This window comes from Streptomyces sp. NPDC007095 (genome assembly GCF_040634475.1).
In the GTDB taxonomy this organism is placed as follows: domain Bacteria; phylum Actinomycetota; class Actinomycetes; order Streptomycetales; family Streptomycetaceae; genus Streptomyces.
Map to the genome: position 1 here is coordinate 215 of NZ_JBEYFS010000155.1, position 23902 is coordinate 24116.

A 23902-nucleotide genomic window follows, 5' to 3' on the forward strand; every position below is an offset into this window, starting at 1 on the left:
GTGGTCGACGTGTACCGCGGCCGGTTCGAGGAGGAGCAGGACCGGTACGGGTGGCAGCAGAAGGCCGACCGCCAGGTGGAGGAGGCCTTCGCCGGGCGTCTGGCGGACCCCAACCCCGCCTTTCAGCGGCCGGACGTCGAGGCGGCCCGGCCCTTGTCCGAGGACGCCGGCCCCCGCGAGGTGGCGGAGGAGCAGGCGCGCCTCGAACAGGTGCGCAAGGACTGGCAGCAGGACGTGAAGTCGCGTTTCGACGAGCGCTGGCAGGCGGCGTTCGACGAGTACCGGCGGGGCGAGATCACCCGCTCCGATTTCGCCGAATCGTTCGACCGGCTGTCGGCGGGGCTGCACGACGAGTTCGAGCTCTCCGCGGCGGCGCATCTGGCCCGGCGGTCGGCGGAGGACGTGTTCGACAGCGAGTCCGCCGACGGGCGCTCGGCCCTGTCGCCGGAGGAACTGCAGCAGGCCCGCAGGGAGTTCGTCGCCGAGGCGGTCGGGGAGGTGCACCGCGCCGCCGAGGGTATGCGGCGCGACGGTGAAGGTGTCGACTCCTTCGACTGGTCCCAGGTGCACCGTGCCTACGACAGCGGACTGCGGGACCTCACCCGGGGCCTGCGTACCCGTCTGGACCTGGCGGCCGAGGCCGCGGACACGTTCGACTTCCTCGGCAGGCGAGTGGAGGCCGACGCGGAGGCGTCGTGGGTGCACGAGGCCCGTGCCGACTTCCGTGCCGAGTTCGAGGAGACGACCCGGATCCTGCCCCGCGGGGACGGTACGCCGACCCGCCGGATGGACTACGACGACTGGCGGGCACAGCGCCACACCCTGCGCTCCCAGCTGGATAACTTCCGCGAGCGGTGGGAAGCGCGGCTGCGGGCCCGGGTCACCGAGGAGCAGTTGAGGGCAGGGACCGAACGGGAGGTCGAGGCCCGCCTCGGGGAATGGCAGCGGTCCACGGGGCGTGACCCGGTGGAGGCCGTCACGGTCGACACCGAGGCGGTGGTCGCCGATCACCGCGCGGACCTGACGGCCGAGGCCGAGAGGTTCCTGGCGGGCAGGCACCCGCGGGCGCTGACCGGCCAGGAGTGGGACGCCTACGCGGAATGGCTGCGGGACACGCAGGACAGGCTGGTCCGCGAGCTGCCGACGCGGCTGGAGTACCAGGTCGGCCTGGAGCGCGCGCTGGCGGAAGCCGATGCGCGGTTCGAGCGGCTGGAGGCCGATGGGCCCGGCGCTCAGCGTGCCCACGAGGGACTGCGGGAGGACGTCACCCACGTCTTCCGCGAACTCGCGGGCCGTGGCCGGTTCGGCGAGTGGGGGCCGGACCGGGTCGCGGCGGGTGAGGACCTCTTCTTCCGCGAGTACCTGCCGACCCTGGAGCCGTCCCTGCAGGACCGGCTGCGGTTCGAGTGGGGCATGGAGCGTGCGCTGCGCGACGGCGGTGTGACCTTCCACCGGTTGTCCGGGCCGAGGCCGGAACAGCGGGTGCAGGGGGAGCCGACCGGACTGCTTGACGAGCCGACCGGACTGCGGCTGAGTGAGCCGTCCGGACTGCGGCGGGGTGAGCTGACCGAGCAGCCGGAGCGGAAGTACACGGTCACCGAGGAGGTCTCCGACCGGCTGGGGCGGGACTTCCGCGACGACTGGGCCGGCCACTACCAGGACATCTACGGCCCGTTGGGGCGCGATCTGCGTGGCTGGCTGCAGCGCGAGCAGGAGCGTGGTGACGCGTTCGGCAGCACGGTGCGCGAGGAGTGGGAAGCGGACGGCGCCGAACTCCAGGCGTCGAGGGATGCCGCCGCGCGTGAGCGCGCCCAGGCGGAGAGCCGGCAGTGGCGACAGCAGGTGGCCGCCAACTTCCGGGGCATGCTCGGCAAGGGCGCGGTACTTGAGGACCTGGCCCGTCAGCTGGAGATCCCGGCCGGTGAGATCCGCTCGGCCCGGGTGCTGGCCGAGTACCAGCGGGAACTGTCGACGTTGAAGTCGGGGTTCTCCCAGGCCTGGGACACCGCTGTCCGCACGCCCTCGCCGGACGGTGAGGGCAGGGCACCTGTCGTCCGGGCCGAGGAGGAGGCGCGGACGGCCTGGCAGGAGCTGGCTGAGCGGACCAGGGCGCAGGACGAGGCGGTCCAGGCCTGGCAGCGCGACCCGTCCTGGTCGTTGGACCTGGCGCGCATGGAGATCACCCGCACGCCGTCCGAGGAGTCGGCCCTCGGGGGCGGCGCGGGCCGGACGGCCAGGGGCGGTGAAGGGGACGGGCAGCTCCAGGTCCAGGAACTGGCGGCCCGCGAGGAACAGTCGGCACCGGAGTCCGCCACGGCCACCGCTTCCGCCCCGCCCCGGTCGGCAGGTTCCCGGACCGACGTGCCCCCGGCGCACGCGCCCTCGGCCGAGGCGCCGGCCGGGCTGCGTGACACCGTCGAGGCACGCGACCGCGCGTACGGGGAGTTCGAGACACGGCTGGCACAGTTCCCCGAGCTGCGCTCACCCCAGGCGACGGGACCGGTCGCCGTCGCCCGGGAGGTCTTTGCCGACGCCTGGGCCCAGGACCGTACGGCCCGAGGCCCCGCCGAGGTCACCGCCGCCCGCGGCGAGGCCCTCGCGGACCTGACCACGCGGCTGACGTCCGCCCGTGCCGAACTCGTTGCCCGCGAGGCGGTCTCGGAGGTCTTCGACCGTGAGGTCGCCACGGTGGTGGCACCCGGTACGCAGCACCGCGCGGCCTTCGCGGGCTCGCAGCAGGCCGCCGCGCTGGCGCAGGAGTTCCAGCAGGAGACCGCCGGACAGTCGTCCGCCGACCCGGCGGAACTGGTGCGGGAGTTCCGGCAGCGATACGCCGAGGCACACTCCGCCTGGGCCGCTTTCGACGCCGCTCTGGGCGGGGGCACGGACGGGCGCGTCGACCTGACGGACGGCCAGGCGCAGTGGAACAGCCCGACGCGCCGCTGGTACTCCGGGCAGCTGGCGCTCCTGCGGCAGCAGTACGTCGCCGAGCACACCGAGGCGACGGCCGTCCCGGACGAGGCCGAGCGCCGTCAGCGGCTGCACGACGACGTACGCCATGCCGCGCTGTTCCAGCAGCGGCGGGCGCAGACGGCGGTGGCGGAGAACCGGAGCTTCGCCGGTCGCACGGCGCGTTTCGCGGCCGACCCGGCGTGGGACCGTGAGCTGACCGCCTGGTACGAGCAGCAGCGCGGGGCGATCACCGAACCTCTGGCGGGGAAGCTCGACCTGTACGCCCCGCAGGCGCGCGAACAGGCGCTGACGCGGTTCGACGCGCAGATGACCGCGCTGCGCGAGGTCGCCGAGGCCCGTCACCGGACGTACCAGGACTTCGCCCGGCTGCTCGACGGCCGTGGCGAGGGCACGGTCACGCTGTCCCACGCCGCCACGGTCGACTGGACCCGGCGCCACATCAGCGACCTGCGCGACGCTTTTGCCGAGACCGTCCACGCCGGCCAGGACACCGCTCAGGACACCGCCCGGGCCGCCGAGTTCGTCGCGCCGCCGTCGCATGCCGCCTCCGACGACTGGCGGGTCCCGGCGTGGCAGGAAGCCCAGCGGGAACTGCACCGCCAGTACGCCGACCTGCTGGCACGGGCACAGTCCGAGGCGGCCCAGGCGCAGACCGCGGCCGGGGCGGACGCCGTCGACCCCAACGCCGTCGACCAGGACGCCTTCGACGAGGCGTTCGCCCAGTGGGCGCGGGACGAGGCGGCGCGCGGGCTGTCCGGCGAGCAACTGGCAGCGGTGCACGACCGGGTCCACGACGACCGGACCCGTTTCACCGCAGTCGGGGCCGAGGACCGCGAAACGGCGCTGGAGGAACTACGGGACGGCTTCACCGTGGAGGCGGCCCGCGAGGTGGCGCGTGCCCACGGCGAGGAGGCGTTCGAGCGCGCGTTCAGGAACTGGGGCGGACGGCTGATCGACGCCTGGCGCGGCCGGCTGGACGACGGAACGCAGGCGCCGTTCGAGCTGTCTCTGGACCTGGCCGAAGCGGTGCGCGAGCAGACCGCCCCGGACTTCCACGACCGGTGGGACACCGCCCTCGGTATCGCCCTCGACTCCGTCACCGATGTCCGCACCGGCATGAGCGACGCCGTACGGCAGGCGACGCAGCAGCTGCGTACGCTGGTCGGCGCACTGGACGCGGAGTTCGACCGGCACGCGTTGCTCAACGGACAACTGGCGCGTCTTGACGCGGCGTTCGAGGAGATGACGGGCTCCTTCCGGGACCGCCTGGACCGTCGGGACCGTGACCTGCTGGCGACCCTGGACCCCGAGAACACGGAGGTGTCCGAGCCGGGCCGGGCCAGGGTCCTCGACGACGCCCGCCGGACGTTGCGGGAGGCGTTCGAGGAAGTCTTCCCCACCACCGACGCGGCCGCCGGGCTGACGGTCGGCGGCGGCGCGCTGCCGCGGGTGTGGCAGGACCGGGTGCGTGACCTCCTGGCCGGGCTGCCGACACAACTGGCCCACCAGGCGGCCCGCGAGGCGGAGATCCTCCGCTCGCAGCAGGACATCGCGAACGCAGTGGACACCTGGGCGGAAACGGGACCGGGGACGGGCCGGACGTTCCTGGACCGCTTCCCGGTCTCCTTCGACCAGGTGCGCCCGCTGCTCCGCCGGACCCTGGACGTCTCGGTGGCCGCGGCCGTCAACGACCGCTTCGAGCAGATCTTCCCGCCGGACCGCGCGGGTGCCGACGCCGTGGGTGTCCAGGCGCGGCTGGAAGGCTGGCGCACCGCCTACGACCGGCTGACCGACCGGGACCGGCTGCACACCTGGCTCACGGTGCGGCACGCCCGGGACACCGTGGTGGCCACCTCCGGACGCCTCTTCGACGAACAGCTCGACCGGTGGCGTGCGGCCCACGGTGACCAGACGCTCTCCGAGGCCGACGTCGCCCGGGCCCGCGCCGGTCTGGACGAGCGGCTGCTGTCCGCCTTCGACGGGCTGTTCACCGGCCGCGTGACCACGCGGGAGGAACTGACCGGCGCGGTACGGCAGTGGGATGCCCTGCTGGCCGACCAGGCCCGCGCGCTGCCCGCCCACTTCGCCTTCGAGTCCGGCGTGAACGCCGCACTGCACGGCGCGGCCCGCTCCTTCGGGACGCTGCGTGCGGACGAGGACACCGCCCCGGACCAGTGGGCCGACCTCGCCGACGACTTCCGCGCCGACTTCCTGGCCGAGTACGAACTGCTGTGGGCACCCGAGGCGCTGTCCACGTCGTGGGCCGACCACGAGGCGGCGTACGACGACGCGTTCACCGCCGGCCTGACCGCCGGCCGCCCGCCCGGCACCCACGACATGGACACACAGCGGGCGGGCGAGGAGGAACGGCACGAGACGCCCTCGTCGGACCTGCCCGGTGTCACCTATGACAGCCCCGAGGACCCGTGGCATCAGGCGGCGGAGCTGCTCCGGCCCGCTGTGGTGATCGGCCGGGGTGGGGGCGAGGTTCGGGTACGTGCGGCGCAGGAGGAGGCGCTGCGTCGGATCATGGACACACTGGAGCGGACCGGCGACAGAGGGCAGGCCCGGGCACTGGCCGACCGGCTGGCGCAGGAGACGCCCGGTATCAGGTCCGCGGTGCCGGGGCTGTCGGCGGGTGCTTCCGATATCGGGCGGACTGTGGATCCGGCTCCGGGACCCGCCCCGTCGGTCCTCACGTTCCAGCAGGAGCTCGGACGTGGGTTCGACCTTCGCCGTGGTTCCGGACTGGGCGGTGACCCGTCCGCGGCCGCGGTGGCCAGGATTCTCGGGCCGGACGTCTACGGGCAGCGACAGGCGCCGCCGGCCCCGGAGTTCCTGCGGGGCTATGACTTCACCCAGCTGAAGGCGGCCCAGCGCACGGCGTTCTTCGCCGCCGTGGACATGACCCGACCGGTGCCGCGAGGGGACGGGGTGCGGCCCTCCGCGCTGTCCCGGCGGCCTCAGTCCGTGATCGAGGCGGGTCGGCGGTCCATGGGCCGTGCCACGATGCTCGGTCTGCCGAAAGCCGTCAGGGTCGCGAGGCTGGTTCACACCATCTGGCTCGGCGGGCCGCTGGCGGACGAAGGGGCGATGGGCGGGTTCCGGCGGAACATAGCCGCTCTGGCGGCCTCTCAGCCGGACTTCGGCGTCATTCTGTGGACCGACGTGTCGCGCGCCGAGTTCGAAGCCGCCCGGGCCACCGGGAAACGGCCGGCCGGCACGTCGGCCGTGGACCGCCGTCTTGCCGAGGTACTGGACATGCTCGACTGGGCGCGCGACGCCAAGGTCGGACTGGTCAACGTCGACGAGATCTTCTCCGCGACATCGCCCATGGAACTGGAGGGCATCTACAAGGCGGAGACCGCTCGGCGGACGGGTCCGGCGTACGCGGCGGCGAGTGACATCCTGCGCGTCGAGATTCTGGCCCGGTTCGGTGGTGTGTACACCGACGGGGACAACGTGGTCTCCGGCGACCTGTCCGGCGAGGTCCGCCGGGTCGTCGACTCCGACCACGGCTTCGGCATCATGCGCCACGCGGGCCGGGCGTCCAACGCGGTCATGATCGCACCCGCCGGGCATGCCTTCCTGGACCTCCTCAGGGACGTGGTCCGGGGCAACTACACACGCACTCCGGCCGAGAACATGGTGCGTGCCCTGCTGCTGCAGAATGACGAAGAGGTCCCGGACGACCGCTCCGTGCGGCGCCCGCTCGCCCCCGACGTCCTGAACCACACGCGGCAGACGGTGCGGGACGAGGTACTGATGCGCACCGGCCCCAGCCTGACCGTATGGCGGCAGCTGGCCCGCCGCGTCGGGCTGCCGGACATGTTGGACGGACTGGTCTTCGGCTCGCAGGAGGTCTTCACGCTCGCGTCCGCCCAGTCCTGGCTCCCGCCGAATCCCGCGGAGAGGGACGAGGCGGCTGCCGCTGCCGCGCCGCCGTACGACGCCCAGGAAGCCCTGCGGGTCGCCCGCGGCGTGCTGGTCACCCTCGTCCAGGGCCTGCACCGGCAGCCGGGCAACCTCAACCTGGCTCAGGTCGCGCCGGTGATCCGCAGCCAGCCCCGTCCGGACCAGATGTGGGACGCGGTCGTCGGGTTCATCGCCGGCCACCCGGAACTCCGCAGCCTGGTGCGGTCCGTCACCTTCAGCACGCTGGGCGACAGCCCGCTCAGGCCGGTGGACACAGTCCGTCTCCCCAGGTGGTCGCGGCGCTTGGTGCAGACCATGCCCGACGCGCCCCGGACCGGCCTGGGCGACCACGTACTGCGGGCCCGGCTCCTTGACCCGGCCGAGGCCGGTCGCGACCTGCTGGGACGTCGGGACCTGCCCGAGAACGTGTCAGAAAGAAGGCAGTACCGCCAGACGATGCCAGGTGGTGCGCCGTCGCGTCGTCTGCGTGGGTCGGGGTCGGGGGCGACGGGACGTGGGGCGGAGGCCGGCCCGTCGTCCCGTAGGTTGCCACCGGTGTCCGGTGACGGTCTCATGGAGGAACTGTTCGGGCGGACCCCAGCGCCGGAGGAGGTCTCGCGGCCGCAGGCAGCGGAGGCCCTGAGGGGCAGCGTTGCCGCGCCCATCGACGTGGACGCCTTCGTACGGTCCGGTGGTGCGGAGGAGCAGGGGGAGTGGCGGGCCAGGCCGTGGGCGTCCGAGGCACGGCCCCAGCCCTTCGCGCGTCCGTTGTGGGTGCAGTGGCCGACGCCGGATCAGCAGGGCGAGATCTTCGAGTACCTGCGCGGGCTCGGGGACGGCACGGAGGCGGTCACGCTCGGTGCAGTCGCCGACCGGGTACGCGACACCCTGGGGCTGCGGCTGGGCCGGCAGCAGATGGAAAGGCTGCAGTGGGACTACCAGTGGGCGTCTTCCGCAGCCGTACCGTCAGCCGGTGACGGCGGGCGCTCCACCGACACGTCCGCGACCGGGCCCTCCGGCCGGCGGTCGGGCGTGGGCCGGCGGGCCGCCGCGCAGCCGGTTACGGAACGGGGACCGGGCTCCCAGTCGGCCGCGCAGCCGCTGGCGGAACGGGGACCGGGAGCCCAGAGTTTCGCGAAGCCGCCCGAGCCGTGGCGGTCGAGGCCTTGGGCTGTGTCCGCCGGGCACCTGCCCCCCGCCCTGCCGGACGCCGTTGCGCTGTCTGACCAGCAGAAGAGGGAACTGCTCGCGAATCTGCGGAAGCGGGAGCGCGACCACAGGCAGCGGCAGCTGACGTTCGGGCAGGTCGCCGACTACGTGAGCACCACGTTCGGACAGCTTCTGACCTTGGAAGCAGTGGAGCGGTTGCAGTGGGATTACCTTCTCCGCTTTCCGAAGCGTTCGGAGAACAAGATGGTCCGGTCCGCGCCGGACCTGACGCGCGACTGGACGTTCCTGGCCGCGCGGGCTTTCGCCGCCACGAACCAGCACCTGGAGATTCCCGGACGTACCTTCGTCACCGATGCCACGGGAAGCCGGCGCGACCTGGGAGGCGCGCTGAACGAGCTGCGAGGTGCGCGCTCGCAGCTCTCCCGGGATGCGGTGAACGCGTGGGACGCGTTGGGTATGCGCTGGTCCACTCAGGACGCGATGTCGGCGGCGAGGGCGTACCTCGCGGGCAGGAACGGCACCATCGTGGTGCCGCCGCCGGACGCCGACATCAGGGCGGTGGACATCGGGCACCCGGCTCCCTTCGACCTCGCCGCGTGGATCAGGGCGATGCGGCGCACCCCGCGCTTCACTCTCGAGGATTCGCGTCAGCTGCGGAGCGCTTTCGGCCCTGACTGGAGTGACTGGATCGCAGGGAAGCGTCAGGAAGAGCTTTCGAGAAGGAATGACGAGGCGGCGATCACCGGACGGCCCGGAGGGGCGTCCGAAGAGGCCGGCCCGTCCGTGGCCGATGTGCGGATGGCAGATCCCGCCACGGACCGGGACGAGGGCGGCACCGCACACCGCGCGGACGAGGTGGCACCCCGCGGGGCGGAGCTGATCGCCGGGCGGGGCGCGCACGCAGCCCCGGACATGTCCGGGCCGGATCTCGCGTTGCCCGGTGGCGGCCTCTCCGGCTTCGCAGACACGACGTCACCGGTGCGCCCCGGGGAGACCGGGCGGACTGGTACGCGGTTGCTGCCGGACGCCGGGAACAGCCATGTGGAACCGCCGCCGAGACTTCCAGTGACGGCCCCGGTCCCCCCGAGCCTGGCGCGGAGCTGGAAGTACGTGGCCGCCCAGCGGTTCTTCTCCGCGAACCACCATCTGGAGACTCCTCTCGAAACCTGGCTCCCCGATGCCTCGGGTACACAGCGCAATCTGGGACGCGCACTGTACGAGCTGCGCCGGACGCGCTCGCAGCTCTCCCGGGATGTGGTGAACGCGTGGGACGCGTTGGGTATGCGCTGGTCCACTCAGGACGCGATGTCGGCGGCGAGGGCGTACCTCGCGGGCAGGAACGGCACCATCGTGGTGCCGCCGCCGGACGCCGACATCACGGCGGTGGACATCGGGCACCCGGCCCCCTTCGACCTCGCCGCATGGATCAGGTCGATGCGGCATAAGAACCGCCTGAACGACAACGAACGCAGCGACATCCGAAGGGCCTTCGGCACCGCGTGGGGTGATTGGATCCTCGCTTACCAGTCCGGGCTGCTGCCGGACCGCGGGGACGCGGTGACGGCTGCCGGTGTGCCCGGTGTGCCCGGTACAGCCGGGGACGCGTCCGCAGGGACCGCTCCGGAGACCGTCGGCATGGCAACGGCGGCGCGGGACACAAGTACGGGCGAGGGCGGCGATGTCGCCTCCCTCCACGGAGTGTTGGCGCCGGGCGGCGATGAGCTGGGCGACGGGCGACACATGGGCGCCGACCTGGATGTGCCCGAACCGGACACCAGTCCGTACTTCGGCGGTCTGGGGTCGCTCGGGGCGCCCGCAATCGGTGGAAGCACGGACGGCGCCTGGGAGCCGGGCGTCGGGTTCGACGGAGCGTACCTGCCGCCCGGCCAGATGGATTTCACCGATCCGTTCGCCGAGGGGCGGCCGGCGACCGGTGACGCGCTCGCGGACCCTTTCGGAACGTTCGACCCGCCACCGGTGTGGCTGGGGCAGGCGGATGACATGCCGTACCTGGACGACTGGGTCGCGTCGCTCCAGGAGGGTGTCGGCGGGGCGGGTGGCGGGCTGTCTCCGGCATTGCGGGAGCAGGAGGCTGAGTCCGGGGCGGGCCTGGGGGCCGGGCACGAGACGTCGGAGAGGGAGTGGTCGCTTCGCGAGGAATTCGGCGACGACGGTTTCCTGGAGCGTTCCGTTGAGGCGTCCGGGTTGCTGCAGCCGGCATTTTTGCTGGGGAGTGACGCCCAGACCGTGCGGCTGAGGGATGCGCAGCACCGGGCGCTCCTGCGGATCGTGGAGACGCTCGGGTGGACGTGGGATTTTGAGACGGCCCAGGCTCTGGCCGACGATCTGGCGGTGCAGACGCCCGGCATCAGGTCCGCCCATCCGTCCCTGCCGGGTGGCGCCCCGCCGCGTGCGGCCCAACTGGGCTCCCGCATCCGCCAGATGCTCACCGACGCGGCCCGACATGCGCTCCAGGGGGCCAATGCCGCCGCGATCACATCGGAGGCCCTGACCCGGTTCCTGACCGCGGCCGCGACCCGTTCCTGGCACGAGGACTGGCCGGCCGGGGATCTGGCCCGCATGGTGGTGAGCGACCGGCGCTGGATGGAGCCCGAGCACGGGCAGCTGGTCGACGCGCTGATGGACCCGGCTCATCTGCACGTGGGCAAGGCGATCGTCAAGCAGCCCGGGCTGGGAGCGTTGCTCCGTCTGCGGCCACAGCATCTGGAGGTGCTGTCCGGGGCCGGTGTGCTGCTCGAAGACATGAGCGATCTGCACCCCGATTTCCTCAACGAGTACCGGCGCCACCCGAAGTTCCTGGACGACCTGCTGGCGCCGTCCGCCGACGGGCGACGGGAGCTGGTGGAGGCGATTGAGAGCCGCTCCCCCGCCACCGTCAATCTGTTGAGTTCCGTCGGGCTGGCCACCCATCTCCAAGGCCAGGTGCCCTACATCACCGCCCTGGCCGGCATCGGGCCGGTGGCAGAGATCATCGCGGAGGTTCCCGAGTTCGCCACCGCTGTGCTGGCCGGCTCGGTGGAGAGCGCGCGGGCGTTCTCCACCGAGTGGACACTGGCCTTGGCGCTCTGGGTCAACCATCGCTCCCCTGAGCCCGTCGCCGTTGACTACCAGGAACTGTTCGGCAAAGGGAAACTGCGTGCCCGTCTGCAGCTCCACGCCGACCAGGCGAGACTTGTGATCGGTTCCCCGGGGCTGCTGTCGGCGGTGACGAAGGACCTCGGCCTCCTCGACGTCCTCTCGGGGGACCCGCGGCTGGTCGATGTCCTGACGGATCTTCCCGCGTTCGCCGATCGTCTGTCGTCCGACGTTCGGTGGCTCAAAGCAGCGGTGGCCAACCCGGCCGTCGCCACCTGGCTCTCTCATGACCCCACGCGTTTCGACGCCGTGCCGGATTCCGACCTGCTGGGCGTCCTGCGGGATGCGACGCCACCGAAGCCGGCCGCCGCGGCGGTGTCCGATCCGTCGTCACAGCGGTCACTGGCCACCAACGGTCAGTTGCTGTCGCGTGTCCGGGCCGCTCACCCGGGCCTGGATGTCGTCCTGACGGCCGAGCCCGCTCGGTCGGCGGTCCTGGAAGCGGACAACGCCCTCATGACGGTGCTGCTGAACCATCCCGGCCTGCTTTCGGATCCCCACGAGTACCGGCGTCTGCTGGACACCGGGGCCGAGAGGCTGCGCGCGCTGGTGTGGGAGGGCTCGCCGCTGCTCGCTCCCCACCTGTTGAGGGCGGCCCTGCGTCACACCCCCCTGGAACGCTGGTTCACCGCGGCCCCCGACCTCCGCGAAGCCGGGTTCGGTGACATGCGACAGGTACTCGCGGCTGAAGCCGAAACCAATCCCCTCGTAGGGGGAATGGTGTGGTCCAACCCCGCTGCGGGCCTGCTCCTCGAATACCAGACCAATCTGCCGGCCTTCCACGAGTTCCTCCCCGCCTGGTCGGTGCGGCGTACCGACGAGCGGATCTTCACCTCGTTGCGGGTGTCGGGTTTCGACGACCTGCTGTTGCGTGTGAAGGACCAACGGCAACTGCAGGAGGTGCTGTTCAACAACGACAGCGCCCTGATCAGGCTGGCCGGGGACGACCGGCGCGTACTGGACGCTGTCGACGCCGAAGCCTTGGCTCATCTCCACGCCAACCCGGATGTGGTGCGGGAACTGGCCTCCCGGCAGCTTTTCCAGTTGACCACGACTCACTGGCGTGAGTTCTTCCACGCTCGCGATCTGCTCGCCGGGCTCAGCCGCAACCAGAACCTGCTGAGCCTGCTGGCCTCGGCGCCGGAGGCGCTCCGGGAGGCGATCGCGCGCCCCGGCCTCGTCGGGAGGCTGGAGGACTCCGCCTTCCAGAACGAGGTGTCCGCCGTCGCCGCGGCGCGCAAGGCCCAGAACGCGAAAAAGCGGAAGACCAAGTCCTGGGTGAAGGACCTGGAACGGATCGTGACGAAGTACGGCGGTGACGCCGTGCTGTCTCCCGAGGGCGTGCGTCTGAAGACCGACGACCCCTTCTGGGGCGGTCTGTGGCACCGCCCGCAGGACGAGGCCAGGAACGCGATCGCGGAGGCCGTGTCGGACTCCGATCAGCAGGAACGCCTGCCGGAACTCCTCGGCGTCGACGACAGGGTCCGCGGGAACGACTCATTGCTCGCCGCGGCCCGGCGGAGCCTCGTGCTGGGTTCCCGCCTCTTCTCGAACTCGGAGCTGGCCGAGACGCTGGAGGTGAGGCCCAGACTTCTCGAACTCATCGAGGACACGGGTTCCTCGATCCTGGTGCCACTCCAGGACAACGAGCCTCTCACCGCGGTCCTGCGGACCAACGACTACACCTACCGGTACGTCGTGGACGACTCGAGCGCCGCCAGTGTGCTGATCTCCTACCCGAAACTCACCGAAGACCTGGTCCAGAACCCGGCGCTGGCCCGCCTTTTCCACCTGCGACCGGACGCGTACGTGAAGGCACTGAACGACGAGAACCTGAACAGGCTGATGCTGAAGGCCGAGGACGTGACGCGCGTCCTCGCCGACGGCGGTCCGGTCGCCGAGCTCCTGCAGCGGACTCCTGGCCTTTCCGCCGAGCTGGTCCGGTTCCTCACCGGCAGGGAAGTGGACACCCTGGTCATCCGGGCGGTGGTGAGCAGCCTTCCGGTCGCCCAGGCCGTAGCCCAGGCCGTCGCGCAGGGCCGGCCGGTGCTGAAGCTGCTGCGCCAGTTCCAGATGCTGGCCCGGGGCTTGGCCGACCATCCCGAGGCGTTCACCGACGCGGCCCACTTCGGCAGGCTGCTGTCCAACTCGCCCCTGCTCTGGGCATTCCGGTCGTATCCGCGCCAGGCCGACGTCGTGCTGGGCTCCGCCGAACTGCTGGAGACCGTGCTGCAAAACCCTGGGGTGGTGGCCGCCCTCGCGGCCGACGACCACCTGGCGCGGCTGCTGGAGCGCCGCCCGCTGGGCGGGCTGCTGCACCGTCTGCTGCGCGAACAACCGCACGTGGCGGCCGTTCTGGCGGCGGCGTCGGAGGGAGACCTCCACCCGTTGCGGACGGCGCTCGGCGCGGTACGCGGCCTGGCCGAGGCGATGACCGACGACCCGCGGATCGGACAGGACCTGGCGGCTGCCCCGTGGCTGGCCGGGACGTTGCTGCGCAACCACGGCCTGGTCGACCACGTGGTCCGTAACACCCCACTGTGGCGCACGGCGCGCGCCGAGCGGGTGTTCGCCGACGCCTTGACGCCTCAGGTGGTGCGCCGGCTGGCCCATCGCGGGACGCTGCTGGGCCGGTTCACGGAGCGGCCCGAGATCCTGGCGGGCATGGATCCGCAGGACCTCGGGCGGCTGCTGGCCCATACCGGTCTGACGCACTTCCTGGACGGCGATCCCCAATTCGCCGAACGGTTCTTCGCCACGCCTGCGTGGCGCACCCGCGCGCTCCAGGTTCCCGACTTCGCCGACGAACTGCGGCAGCTGGCACGGGACCCCGGCCGATTCCGGCAACTGGCCGCGGACACCACCGGGGAGCGCCTGGTGGCGGCCTTGGCCCGTACCGCCGTCCCCGGCCGGGAGACGGCGGTCACGCAGGGCGGTGGGGCACAGGACGGAATCGCACCGGCCCGTTCCGGAAAGGGCGTCGGCAAGACGGCGAACAGCGGGCGGCGCAAGACGGAGCCGAAGCCTGCCTCGGTGTGGGCCGAGGCACTGGCATCGGTGCCCGAGGCGGCGGACCTGCTGTTGACCCCGGCGGGTGCGGAAGTGGCCGGAGGGCTGGGCCGGCATCCTGAGCTGCTGCCCCTGCTGCTGGGCGCACCGGCGGTGCTGGAGGACCTGACCCGGGAGCCCGCCGCCTGGCGTGAGTACCTCTTCGCCGAGTTCCTGGCCTCCGATGAGGGCAGGCTGGAGAGCTTCGAGACCGATGTCCACGACTGGCTCGACCAGCTGGGCGCCGTCCTGGAGGGGGACTTCCACGGCCGGGTGCGGGACATGGCACGCGGGGTGTGGGACCAGGCGCGCGCACGTCAGGACGCGGTGCGGTCGGAGGAGGCCGCCCGCGTCGAGGAGCGGATGGCGGTGTTCCAGCCGCACCTTCCCGACACCTGGGAGTACAGCGGGCGGCTCGTGTACGCCTTGCACGTGCCGAAGGATGCGCTGGGGCCGGAGCGGCTGCGAGTGCTGCGAGAGGTGGCCCGGGGCGAGCGGCGTCCGCGGGAACTCCAGGAGCGGCAGCGCCCGGTCGGCGCCCACCAGGCGCTCCACGTCCACCTGGACGGCGGCAGCGGCGGTGCCTCGTTCGCGTACGTCCTCGCCGACGACGGCAGGGTCGACACGATGGTGTACGCCATCAGCAGCACGCGGCAGGGCAACAAGTACCAGTGGGACGGGAACGGCGCGCGCTACGTGAGCGGCCCGCTGGAGATCGGGGCGGTCGGTAATGAGCCCGCCCTGCGGGCCTCGACGGTAAGGGTGAGCCAGGCGGCGGCGCGGGCCGCGGCGCAGGCGACCGAGGACCGTAAGGGCAAGGGCAAGGGCAGGGCCGGGGACACGGCAGGCGCAGGGAACAACCGCTCCACCGCAGGAGCGTCCACACAGCCGGTGGACCCCGAGCTGGTCCGGCTCGCGGACGCTCTGTCGGCGTACCACTCGGCCGTGGCCGGGCAGGACGGCACGCGGCAGATACGGGACAAGCGGGCCAAGACGCGTGAGCAGACGAAGGCGGTCAGCGCGCTGGAAGCCGCCCGGAGCACGCTGCGGGAGCTGGGGCTGGACCCCGAGGCTCGTACGCGCCCGGACAGCGCGTCGGCCCAGCAGTTCCCGGCGGACGCGGTGGCGGAGCTGGCGGCGGAGTGGAAGGTCTCCCGCACCGACGCCGCGAGGTTGCTGAACACGTCGAGTGCGTACCTGCGCGCGCCGATGGTGATCGGGAACGAGGCGGAGTCCGAGGCGCTGCGGGAGAACCACCACAGGCAGCTGGCCGAGGTCGCCCGTGTCCTGCACACGCGGGGCGAGGCGGCAGCCCGACAGCTGGCCAGAGAGCTGGCCGGACCCGACACGCGTCCTTTCCCGCCCGGTGGCGCGGGGTTCCCCGAGCCGGCGGACACGGCCGGTCCGGCCATGACGGACCAGGCCGGCCCGAGCACCGCCGTAGCCGCCGGCCCGGCTGTCGCCGCCCCGGTCGTCCCCGTGGATGACACGAGGGCGGAGGAGCTGGACGCGGGGGTCCTCGGCCCGCGCCCGCAGGAGCTGCGCAGCCTGGACGCGGTGTTGGGCCAGTTCGCCCGCGACCGCTCGACGCAACCGCAGCCGGAGCCGCAGCAGGCGGCGCAGCAGCCGCGTACGGAGGTCCCGGAGGCGGCGCAGGACCCGCAGCGCCAGGCGGAGCATGAAGGAGTGACAGGCGGGGAGCGCGAGCAGGCGGAGCCCCGTTCGGAGGCGAGGTCCGAGCAGCCGCAGCCGGAGGAACAGCAGCGCACACCTGAGCCCGAGTCGGTCACCCGGCCTGAGCCGGATTCAGTGACCGGACCCGAGTCGGTCACCCGGCAGGAAGCCCTTTCCGGTGCGGAAACGGCCGTGCGGGACCTTCCGGCCCCCGGGGCCAAGACCGAGACGGTAAGTCCCTCCCGGGAACTGAGCGACCACGTTCGCACGTACGGCTCGGCCTTCGACGGCGCCCAGGGCACCACCCACCTCGGCATGGTGCCGGAGGAGACGGTCGGGTGGCTGCGGGAGCAGATGGCCCGTCAGCTGGAGGGGGCGACCGGGGCCGACGAGAACCTCCGTCGACAGCTCAGCTCCAGGCTGACCTCCGCCTACCTGGTCCATGAGTGGGCCGACGTACACAGTGAGAGCGGACTGCGGCTGCCGCTGGTGTACCGGGGCGTGCCCCGAACCGTCTTCGTACGACTGCGGCTGGACGACGCCCGCTCCGCGCCGGAGCTGCTCGACGGGCTGGCCGAGGGCGTGCCCAACCGGGTCCAGCGCTGGGGCGCGGGCTATTCGGAGGCGGGGAACACCGCCGGGTCGGCCGATCTGCGGACCTTCCAGTTCAACTACAGCCATGTGTGGCAGATCCCGAGGGCCGGCGCACTGCGTCAGGTGGTGGTGCAGCCGCAGGTGAACGTCGTGCGCAACCAGCTGTCGACGGCCGTGGGCGCCGTGGGCGGCGCGCAGTCGCTGTCCATCACCACCATCCTCGGCGGGGCGGTGCCGTTCGAGTACCGGATGCGGTGGCAGGTGCGGACCGGCGACGGGGCGCCCGCCGGTGACTGGACGGCCGAGCGGACGAGCGGCCGGATCGCCGTCTGGTTCCCGGAGTACCTGACCCGGCCCGAGCCGTCGAACGCAGAGCGGAACGAGGCGGCGCGGAGCACGGACGGCGCTTCCGGCGAAACCGCCGTGGTGCGGGAGACCGCAGCCGCACGTGAGCCCGCCCCGCTGCAGGAGGCGGTGCACCGGACCCCGCTGTACGCGGTGGAGTCGGTGCTCGGCCCGGACCGCGTGCTGCACGCGGTGGAGGAGTCCTTCGCGCCGCACCTCGGCGGGGTGTCGGAGGCATCGCGGCAGGACCTGCGGCGCTTCCTCGGAGCCCGCAACCTGCGGGACGCGCTGCCCAAAATGCTGGGCGGATGGCACAGCTCACCGGTACTGCTGGCCGACGACGGTTCCGTGCTGGGCTTCTTCCGGGTGCACGCGGACCTCACCGGCGGCGGTGAGACGGTCGGCCCGGCGGCCCCCGGGGCGGATCTGATGCAGATGGTGGTGCGCGCGGTCCGGGTCACCGGACAGTCGACCGTCACCAACGCGGCGGGCGCCGACCTCGGCGTCTCGCTCGGCTTCTCGGCCCCGCAGACCGACAGCGTGACCGACCCGGTCGGCGGTTCGGTGTCGCTGAACGCCGGAGCGCGCTACCAGGTGTCGTACGGCCTGGGGGCCGGCGGAGAGGTCACCAGGTCCCAGGCGCTGGAGTGGGGCGGACCACTCTTCCGGGTACGCGGCCAGGTCGCCCTCAAGGTGGAGCTCGTCCGACCGAACCACGGCCCCGCGCATCCGCCGACGGGCAGCCCGCTGGACACCCGCGGCGGGCCGGTGACGTACCCGGTGGTGTTCCAGGTGCCGTCCCGCGCCGCCCTGGAGGGCGACCGGGACGCCGCGCCGCGCCGACTGCCGCCCGAGGTCGCGCAGTTGCACGCACTGGGCGTCTCGACCACGACCCTGCACGTCGACGGCGCCGAGCCGCTGTTCGAACTGGCCGAACGGTGGCTGCGCGAGCACGGCTTCCTGCCGCCCCTGACCGGCAGCGGCGGCTGGACCGGCGAGGCCACCCGGGCCCGTTGGCTGGCCAACGCCCGCGCCCTGGACCACGCCCGCTCCAGCGAGACGCTGCGGTCCGTGGCCGACGAACTCATCGACGGCGGCCACACGGTGTGGTTCGAGCTGCCGACCACGGTCGACACCCAGCGGGTCGAGGTCCGGCTGTCCGCCGAGCGCCGGGGAGAGGGGCCGGTCACCGCCGTGCGGGCGCTGCCCGGAGTGCAGGTGAACAACTGGTCCGGGTTCGCCCGTCCCGGTCAGGAGCAGCGCACCGTGGCGCCCGTGGCCTGGTCGGTGACCGGGGGCGGTCAGGTCAGCAACCCCCTGGAGCGCCACGGCGACCTGCCGTTGCAGGGCCTGGGGCCGGATTACTCGTACAGCCGGCAGACCGCCACGACCACCGGCACCGGTTCCCTGGTGGGCCAGGAGAAGTACGCGGTGTCCTCGGCGGACGAGGGCCTGCAGGTCTTCGACGTCCCGGTGCGCCTGCGGCTGGATCTGACCTGGAGCCACGGTCCGGCGCCCCGGCCGGTCGTCGCGGACGGCACCCTCGGCCTCGCACTGCCGACCTATCGCACCGAGGCGGCGGCGCCGGAGACGGCCCCGCCCCCGCCGGCCGTGTCCGAGCAGTCCGTGCCCCGGCCGGCCGTGTCCGGGCAGGCCGCGCCCCGGCCCGTCGATGTGCTGACGGAAGACGAGCTGGTGCGACTGCGGGCCGCTGTCGACCTCGGTGGGCTGCACCGGCTCCCTGAGACGGCCTTCGTGGACCGGGTGGAGGGCGGCAGCGCCCTGGCCGAGGCGGTCAGCCGGCTGCTGGGCGCGGCCCAACCCCGGCCACGGACCGGGGAGTTGCTCGATCTGTCCGAACCGGCCGCCACCGCCGGGAACTTCGCCGCTGTCTGGGCGTCGGAGGGCTCGACCGGGCCGCTGGGGCGGGTCGTCCGCGCCGCCGACGGGGCCTGGCGGTGGACGGGACGCGCGGCGGTGGGCGGTTCGCTCACCGACTCGGACAGCATGGCGCAGCAGGTCCTGCGGTCCGCGCTCTCCTCGCAGCAGCTGACCGCCAACGCCCTCGCGGTGTTCGGTGACGGGTTCGTCCTCGAGGGCGTCGGCAGCTTCGGACTGCTGTCGGGCACGGACGTGTCGCTGGAGGTCACGGGCCACCTGTCCGACGTACGACGGCTCGAGGCGCCCGGACCGATGAGCCTGGAGACCTGGCTGTACTCGACGGACGCCTCCTCGGTCACCCGGTCGGTGGGCAGCGGGCACCAGCGGGGCGTGACCGTCAGCGGGGCCTACGGACCGACGGTCGGCTTCTTCCCCAGCGGGCGTTACGCGCACTCGTCGGGCACCTCGGCCGGCACGACGATCGCGGACAACGCCGCCAACTCGCGGGTCACCGCCGACAACAACGCCCAGCTGCACCGGTTCGCCGCCACCGCGACGTTCCAGGTGACGGTCCGTCAGGGGCGGCGGAACGTGGTGTCCGCAACCCTCGTCGCGGGCCCCCACACGGAGCGGACCATCGGTATACGGGTGCCGGACGCCGTGGAGTTCCTGCTGCCGGAGAGCGAGCTGGCCAAGCACCCGCTGCTCGCGGCCGTCGTCGGCCCGGCCGAACCCGCTCCGGCGGCGACGCTGGTCCTTCCGCAGTGGTACCGGGAGACCGGTCAGCTCGGGCACGGTGCCGTCACGCAGGTCACCCTCGGCGGCCCCCGCGGCGGGTTCCGGCAGCAGATCCTGCGCGCCGTGGAACAGGCGGCCCCCGGCACGACCGTTCCGGGACACGCCGCGTACCTGCCCGGCGTCGCCACCTGGATCGCCGACCGCACCTCCCCGGTGGCGCTGCGCGCGCTGGTGGGCGCGGGTTCGGACGGACGGGTGGCCGTGCACTTCGTGCACCGCGGCTGGCTCGGACCGCGACTGGTGGAGGTGGCGCTGGCAGCGCACCCGGCGCCGGGTACCGATCTCAACCAGTTGCGCGGCCGTCCGGCCCCGGACACCTCGGAGTTCACCCACTCCACGGCCCACGGCAGCGGACGGGACGGGAACCTGCCGGTGCCCGGCGCCGTGGGGCAGAGCGTCTCGCGATCCCGGGGCCATGAACTGGACGCCATGCCTGTCGTCCAGTACCGCGGCCAGCGGGCGCAGACGACCTTCGCGCTGTCCGCCGAGCGCGCGGTGGGCGCCTCGGTGTCGTCCTCCCGGGAGAACCGGGCCTGGCAGCGCTCCGGCGCGCTCGCGGAGTTCGAGGTTCCGTATCAGTTCGAGGCGGCCGTGCACAGCACTCCGCTGGTCGGTGCGGCAGCGGTGCGGTTCGCCGACGCCGTCGCCGATGCCATGGCCGGTGGCGTGGCGCTCCCGGACCTCCACGTGGCCGTCGACGCGCGGGTGACCCTCCGGTTCGACCGCACCGACCTGCCGACCGAGGCCGGTGACGTGGTGCCGTTGGTGGACCCGGCCGTCCTCACCGGCGACCCCACCCAGGGGTTCGCGACGCCCGACGACGCGGTCGCGATCGACCCGGAGGCCCTGCCGCTCGCCGTACGCAACACGGTGGCGGGGGAGCACTGGGTGCCCGACCGGCCGTTCGCCGTCTACTCGTTCGACGCCGCCGAGCAGGTGGTGCGTGCCCTGCGGTCCGTCGACCCGGCGCTCGCCGGTGTGAACCGGATGCACACCTCACTGTCGTACGAGGCCCTGATGATCCGGTTGGCCCGGCTGGTGCGGACCGGCGGCGGCGAAGCGGGGGAACTGCTCGACTCCAGCGCCGTGGGCCGTCTCATGGGGCGCACGGGCACCAGCGACGCGACCTCCGTACGGCTCAGGCTGTATCCGCAGGAGATCCTCGCCGAGGGTCCCACCGCCCTGGACGACGTCCGGGTGGCCGCCGACGCGTCCGCCGCGAGCGCCTCTACCACGGTCGCTCCGGCGGTCAGTACCCGGTTCACCGCACCGCTGACGGCGGACCAGACCCACCGCGTCCGCCTGACGCTGCCGCACGCCCAGAACCGCGCGGCTCAGGGCCAGGCCTCCGCGACCAGCACCTACCGGCGCGACTACCTGAAGTTGGGCGTCCCGGCTCCGGCCGGCGGGTCCGGCCCCACGGACGGTTACCTGATCCGCTCGCTGGCCGTCCTGCGGGTCGAGGGACCGGCGGGCACCCGCTGGGTGGTGGGCACCATGGTGCTGCGCACCGTGGATGCGCCGCCCGCGCCGCCTGCCCCGGCGAGGCCGGCCCTGCCTGCCGACGACGCGCGGCAACCGGGGGCGCCGGAAGCGGAAGCGGAGGCGAGGGGGAACACGGAGCAGGTCACGGAGTCCGGGCCTGAGCAGACGCGCACTGTGGATTCGGAGGCCGTACGGACGCGCACTGTGGATTCGGAGGCCGTGCAGGCGCGCACCGTGGATCCGGAGGCCGTACGGACGCGCACCGTGGATCCGGAGGCCGTGCAGGCGCGCACCGTGGACCCGGAGCCCGTACAGACGCCGGCCCCGGAGGTGACCGGGGCCGAGGAACAGGCTCGACAACTGCAGGAGCTGTTCGGCCTGTCGGATCCGGACATGGACGACCTGCTGGCACGGGCCGGTACGTATCTGCCCACGCCGCTGGAGATCGGGCGGGAACCGGAGCTGGAGGAACGGCGGGAAAGGCGCCGGGCCGCCCTCGTCCGGATCGCCGAGGTCCTGCACACCACGCGGGACGAGAACAGCGCCCGTGCACTCGCCGAGCAGCTCAAAGCCGACGACCCGGCACTGAGCGCGGCGGAACCGAGGATGCGCGGCGGCATGCCGAAGCGTCGATCGGGACAGGCAGGCGCCGACCGGAACACCGGCCAGGGCCAGGCGTCCTCCGCCGCTCCCGCCGGAGAATCCTCCACGGACCGGCCCGCCGAGCGGCCGGCGGAGCTTACGCCGGCCGCGCGGGCGCGGTTGGAAACGGTGGTGCGCGAGAGCCAGGAGGTGCCCCGTGTGAAGTCCTGGCTGAGGGAGGAACTGTTCGGCGTGGCCCGGCGCTCCGGGTGGCATGACGGGTGGCCCGTACAGTCAATGGCCCATCTCCTCGTCGAGGACACCCGGTGGAGCGAGGAGAAGAACCGCGCGGCCGTCACCAGGATGCTGCAGCCCGACGCCGTCCATTTGGTCGAGGCGGCGGTGGCTCAGGAAAAGCTGACCCCTTTGCTGTTCGCCCATGAGGAGATGCCTGAGGTCCTTGCCGCGTCTCCGGTCCTGCTGAGCATCATGGAGACACTTCATGACCGGATGCCCCACGACAGGCTGAGGTTCCTCGACCGTCCGGAGTTCCTGGGTGCCCTGGTGGCGAAGTCGTCGTCGGGCCGGAGGGAACTGGTCGACGCGGTCGAGAGCCAGGCGCCCTGGACCGCGGATCTCTTCCGCTATGCCGGGGTGGCGTTCCACCTGCGCGGGCAGACGGAGCTGATCCGTGTCGTGCTGGAGGAGAAGAGCGGGTTGCTGTCGTTGCTCCTCGACCGGGTTCCGGAGGCCGCGGAGGCACTGCTGCTTGCCGACCGCCCAGTACAGCTGGCCCAGTCGCTCTTGGAGGAATGGGCCCTGGTCATCGGGCTCAGGACGGCAGTGATAGCCGTCCTGGAGTCCTCCCGGCTCCCGATCGACTACCGCAAGGTCTTCGCCCGCCAGGCACTGCGCACGGCGCTGCAGACCCACGCCGACCAGACGTACGCCCTGTTCCAGGTGCCCGGCCTGCTGGACCTGGCGATGCGCGACACCTCCGTGATGGAGGTGCTGGCCGGCAGTCCGGTGCTCGTCGACATGCTGCCGGACATTCCCGGCTTCGGTGCCCGGATCGCCCGGTCGAGGGAACTGGTCAGCGCCGCCGCCGACAACCCGGCGGTGGCGGAGGTGCTCTCGTACGACCCACGCGCCTTCGACGCGGTCCCCGATGACCTGCTCGCCGATGCGCTGCGGGCGGCACGCTCCCCGGAGCCGGCCACGCGGTCCGTGCCGGAAGGGCCGGGCACCTCGCGCCTGGACCGGCTCCGGGCCGCCGACGCGGCCCTGGACGCGGCGCTCACCGAGCCGGAACTCGCGAGGGTACTGGAGCGGGAGGCCGGGTTGGTGGCGGTCCTGGCGCGCCACCCCGGACTGCTGTCGCGACCGCACGAGTACCGCAGGCTGCTGCGGTCGCAGAACGCGCGCGTATGGGAGCGGCTGGCCGGCGATGACAACGAGGCTCTGCTGATCCCCGACGTGCTCCGTGCGATCCTGCGCCACCCCGAAATGTGGGCTGATCTTGTCGGGCCTCACGGTGACGCTTTCCTCCCCCGTATCGAGGAGGGCGTCGCCGAGGCGCCCTGGCTGCCGGCCGTGCTCAGTGCGAATCCCGCCATGGCGCGCTTCGCCTCGGTCTCCTCGAGCCTGGTCCCTCTGGCCTTGGTGGCGTCCGGCCTGGAGTCCCGGCTGACCACCGACGACCGCATCGTCAGCTTCGCCGGCCGGGTGACCGGCGCGGCGAGTTTCCTGCGTCGGCTCGGCGGGACGGAGGGCGTGGCGGCGCTGCTGGAACACGACGGCGCACTGATCAAATTCTTCGGCAGGAACCCCGGGGCCGTGGTCGCTTTCCAGACCCCGCACCTGGAAAACCTGCGCGGCCATGCGGACCTGGTGGGCGAACTGGCAACCGGGTACGGCATGGCCGTCTCCGCCGGCCACTGGGAGCGACTGTTCGGCACGCCGGAACTGCTCGCCGCGCTGTCCCGTCGCGACAATGCCGTGGCACGCAGACTGCTGCTCTCCGCACCCGAGGCGTTCGCCGAGGCCATCGCCCGCCCCGGTTTCGCCGAGAGGCTGGCCGACGGGAGCCTCGAAGCCGCCTTCGCCCGGGTCGAGGAAGCCCGAAAGGCCGGGCGGAAGAAGAAGAGCCGTGCCTGGGTCCACGAACTGCTGGAACTCGTCCGCGGCACCGACGACCCCGTACTGTCGCCGGAGGGAATCAAGTACGGTCCCGGGGACGCCTGGTTCGCGAACAGTTTCAAGCTGCCCGCGGAGGAAGTGG

The 23902-nt window shown here is 72.6% G+C and carries 1 protein-coding gene (only partly in view); it reads left to right on the forward strand.

Features of this window, described 5'->3' with window-relative positions:
- Window positions 1-23902: part of a glycosyltransferase coding region (locus ABZ656_RS39025; RefSeq protein WP_360274721.1), annotated on the forward strand (this coding region is incomplete at its 3' end). Its footprint extends 6000 nt past the window's final position; the window shows 23902 of its 29902 annotated nt.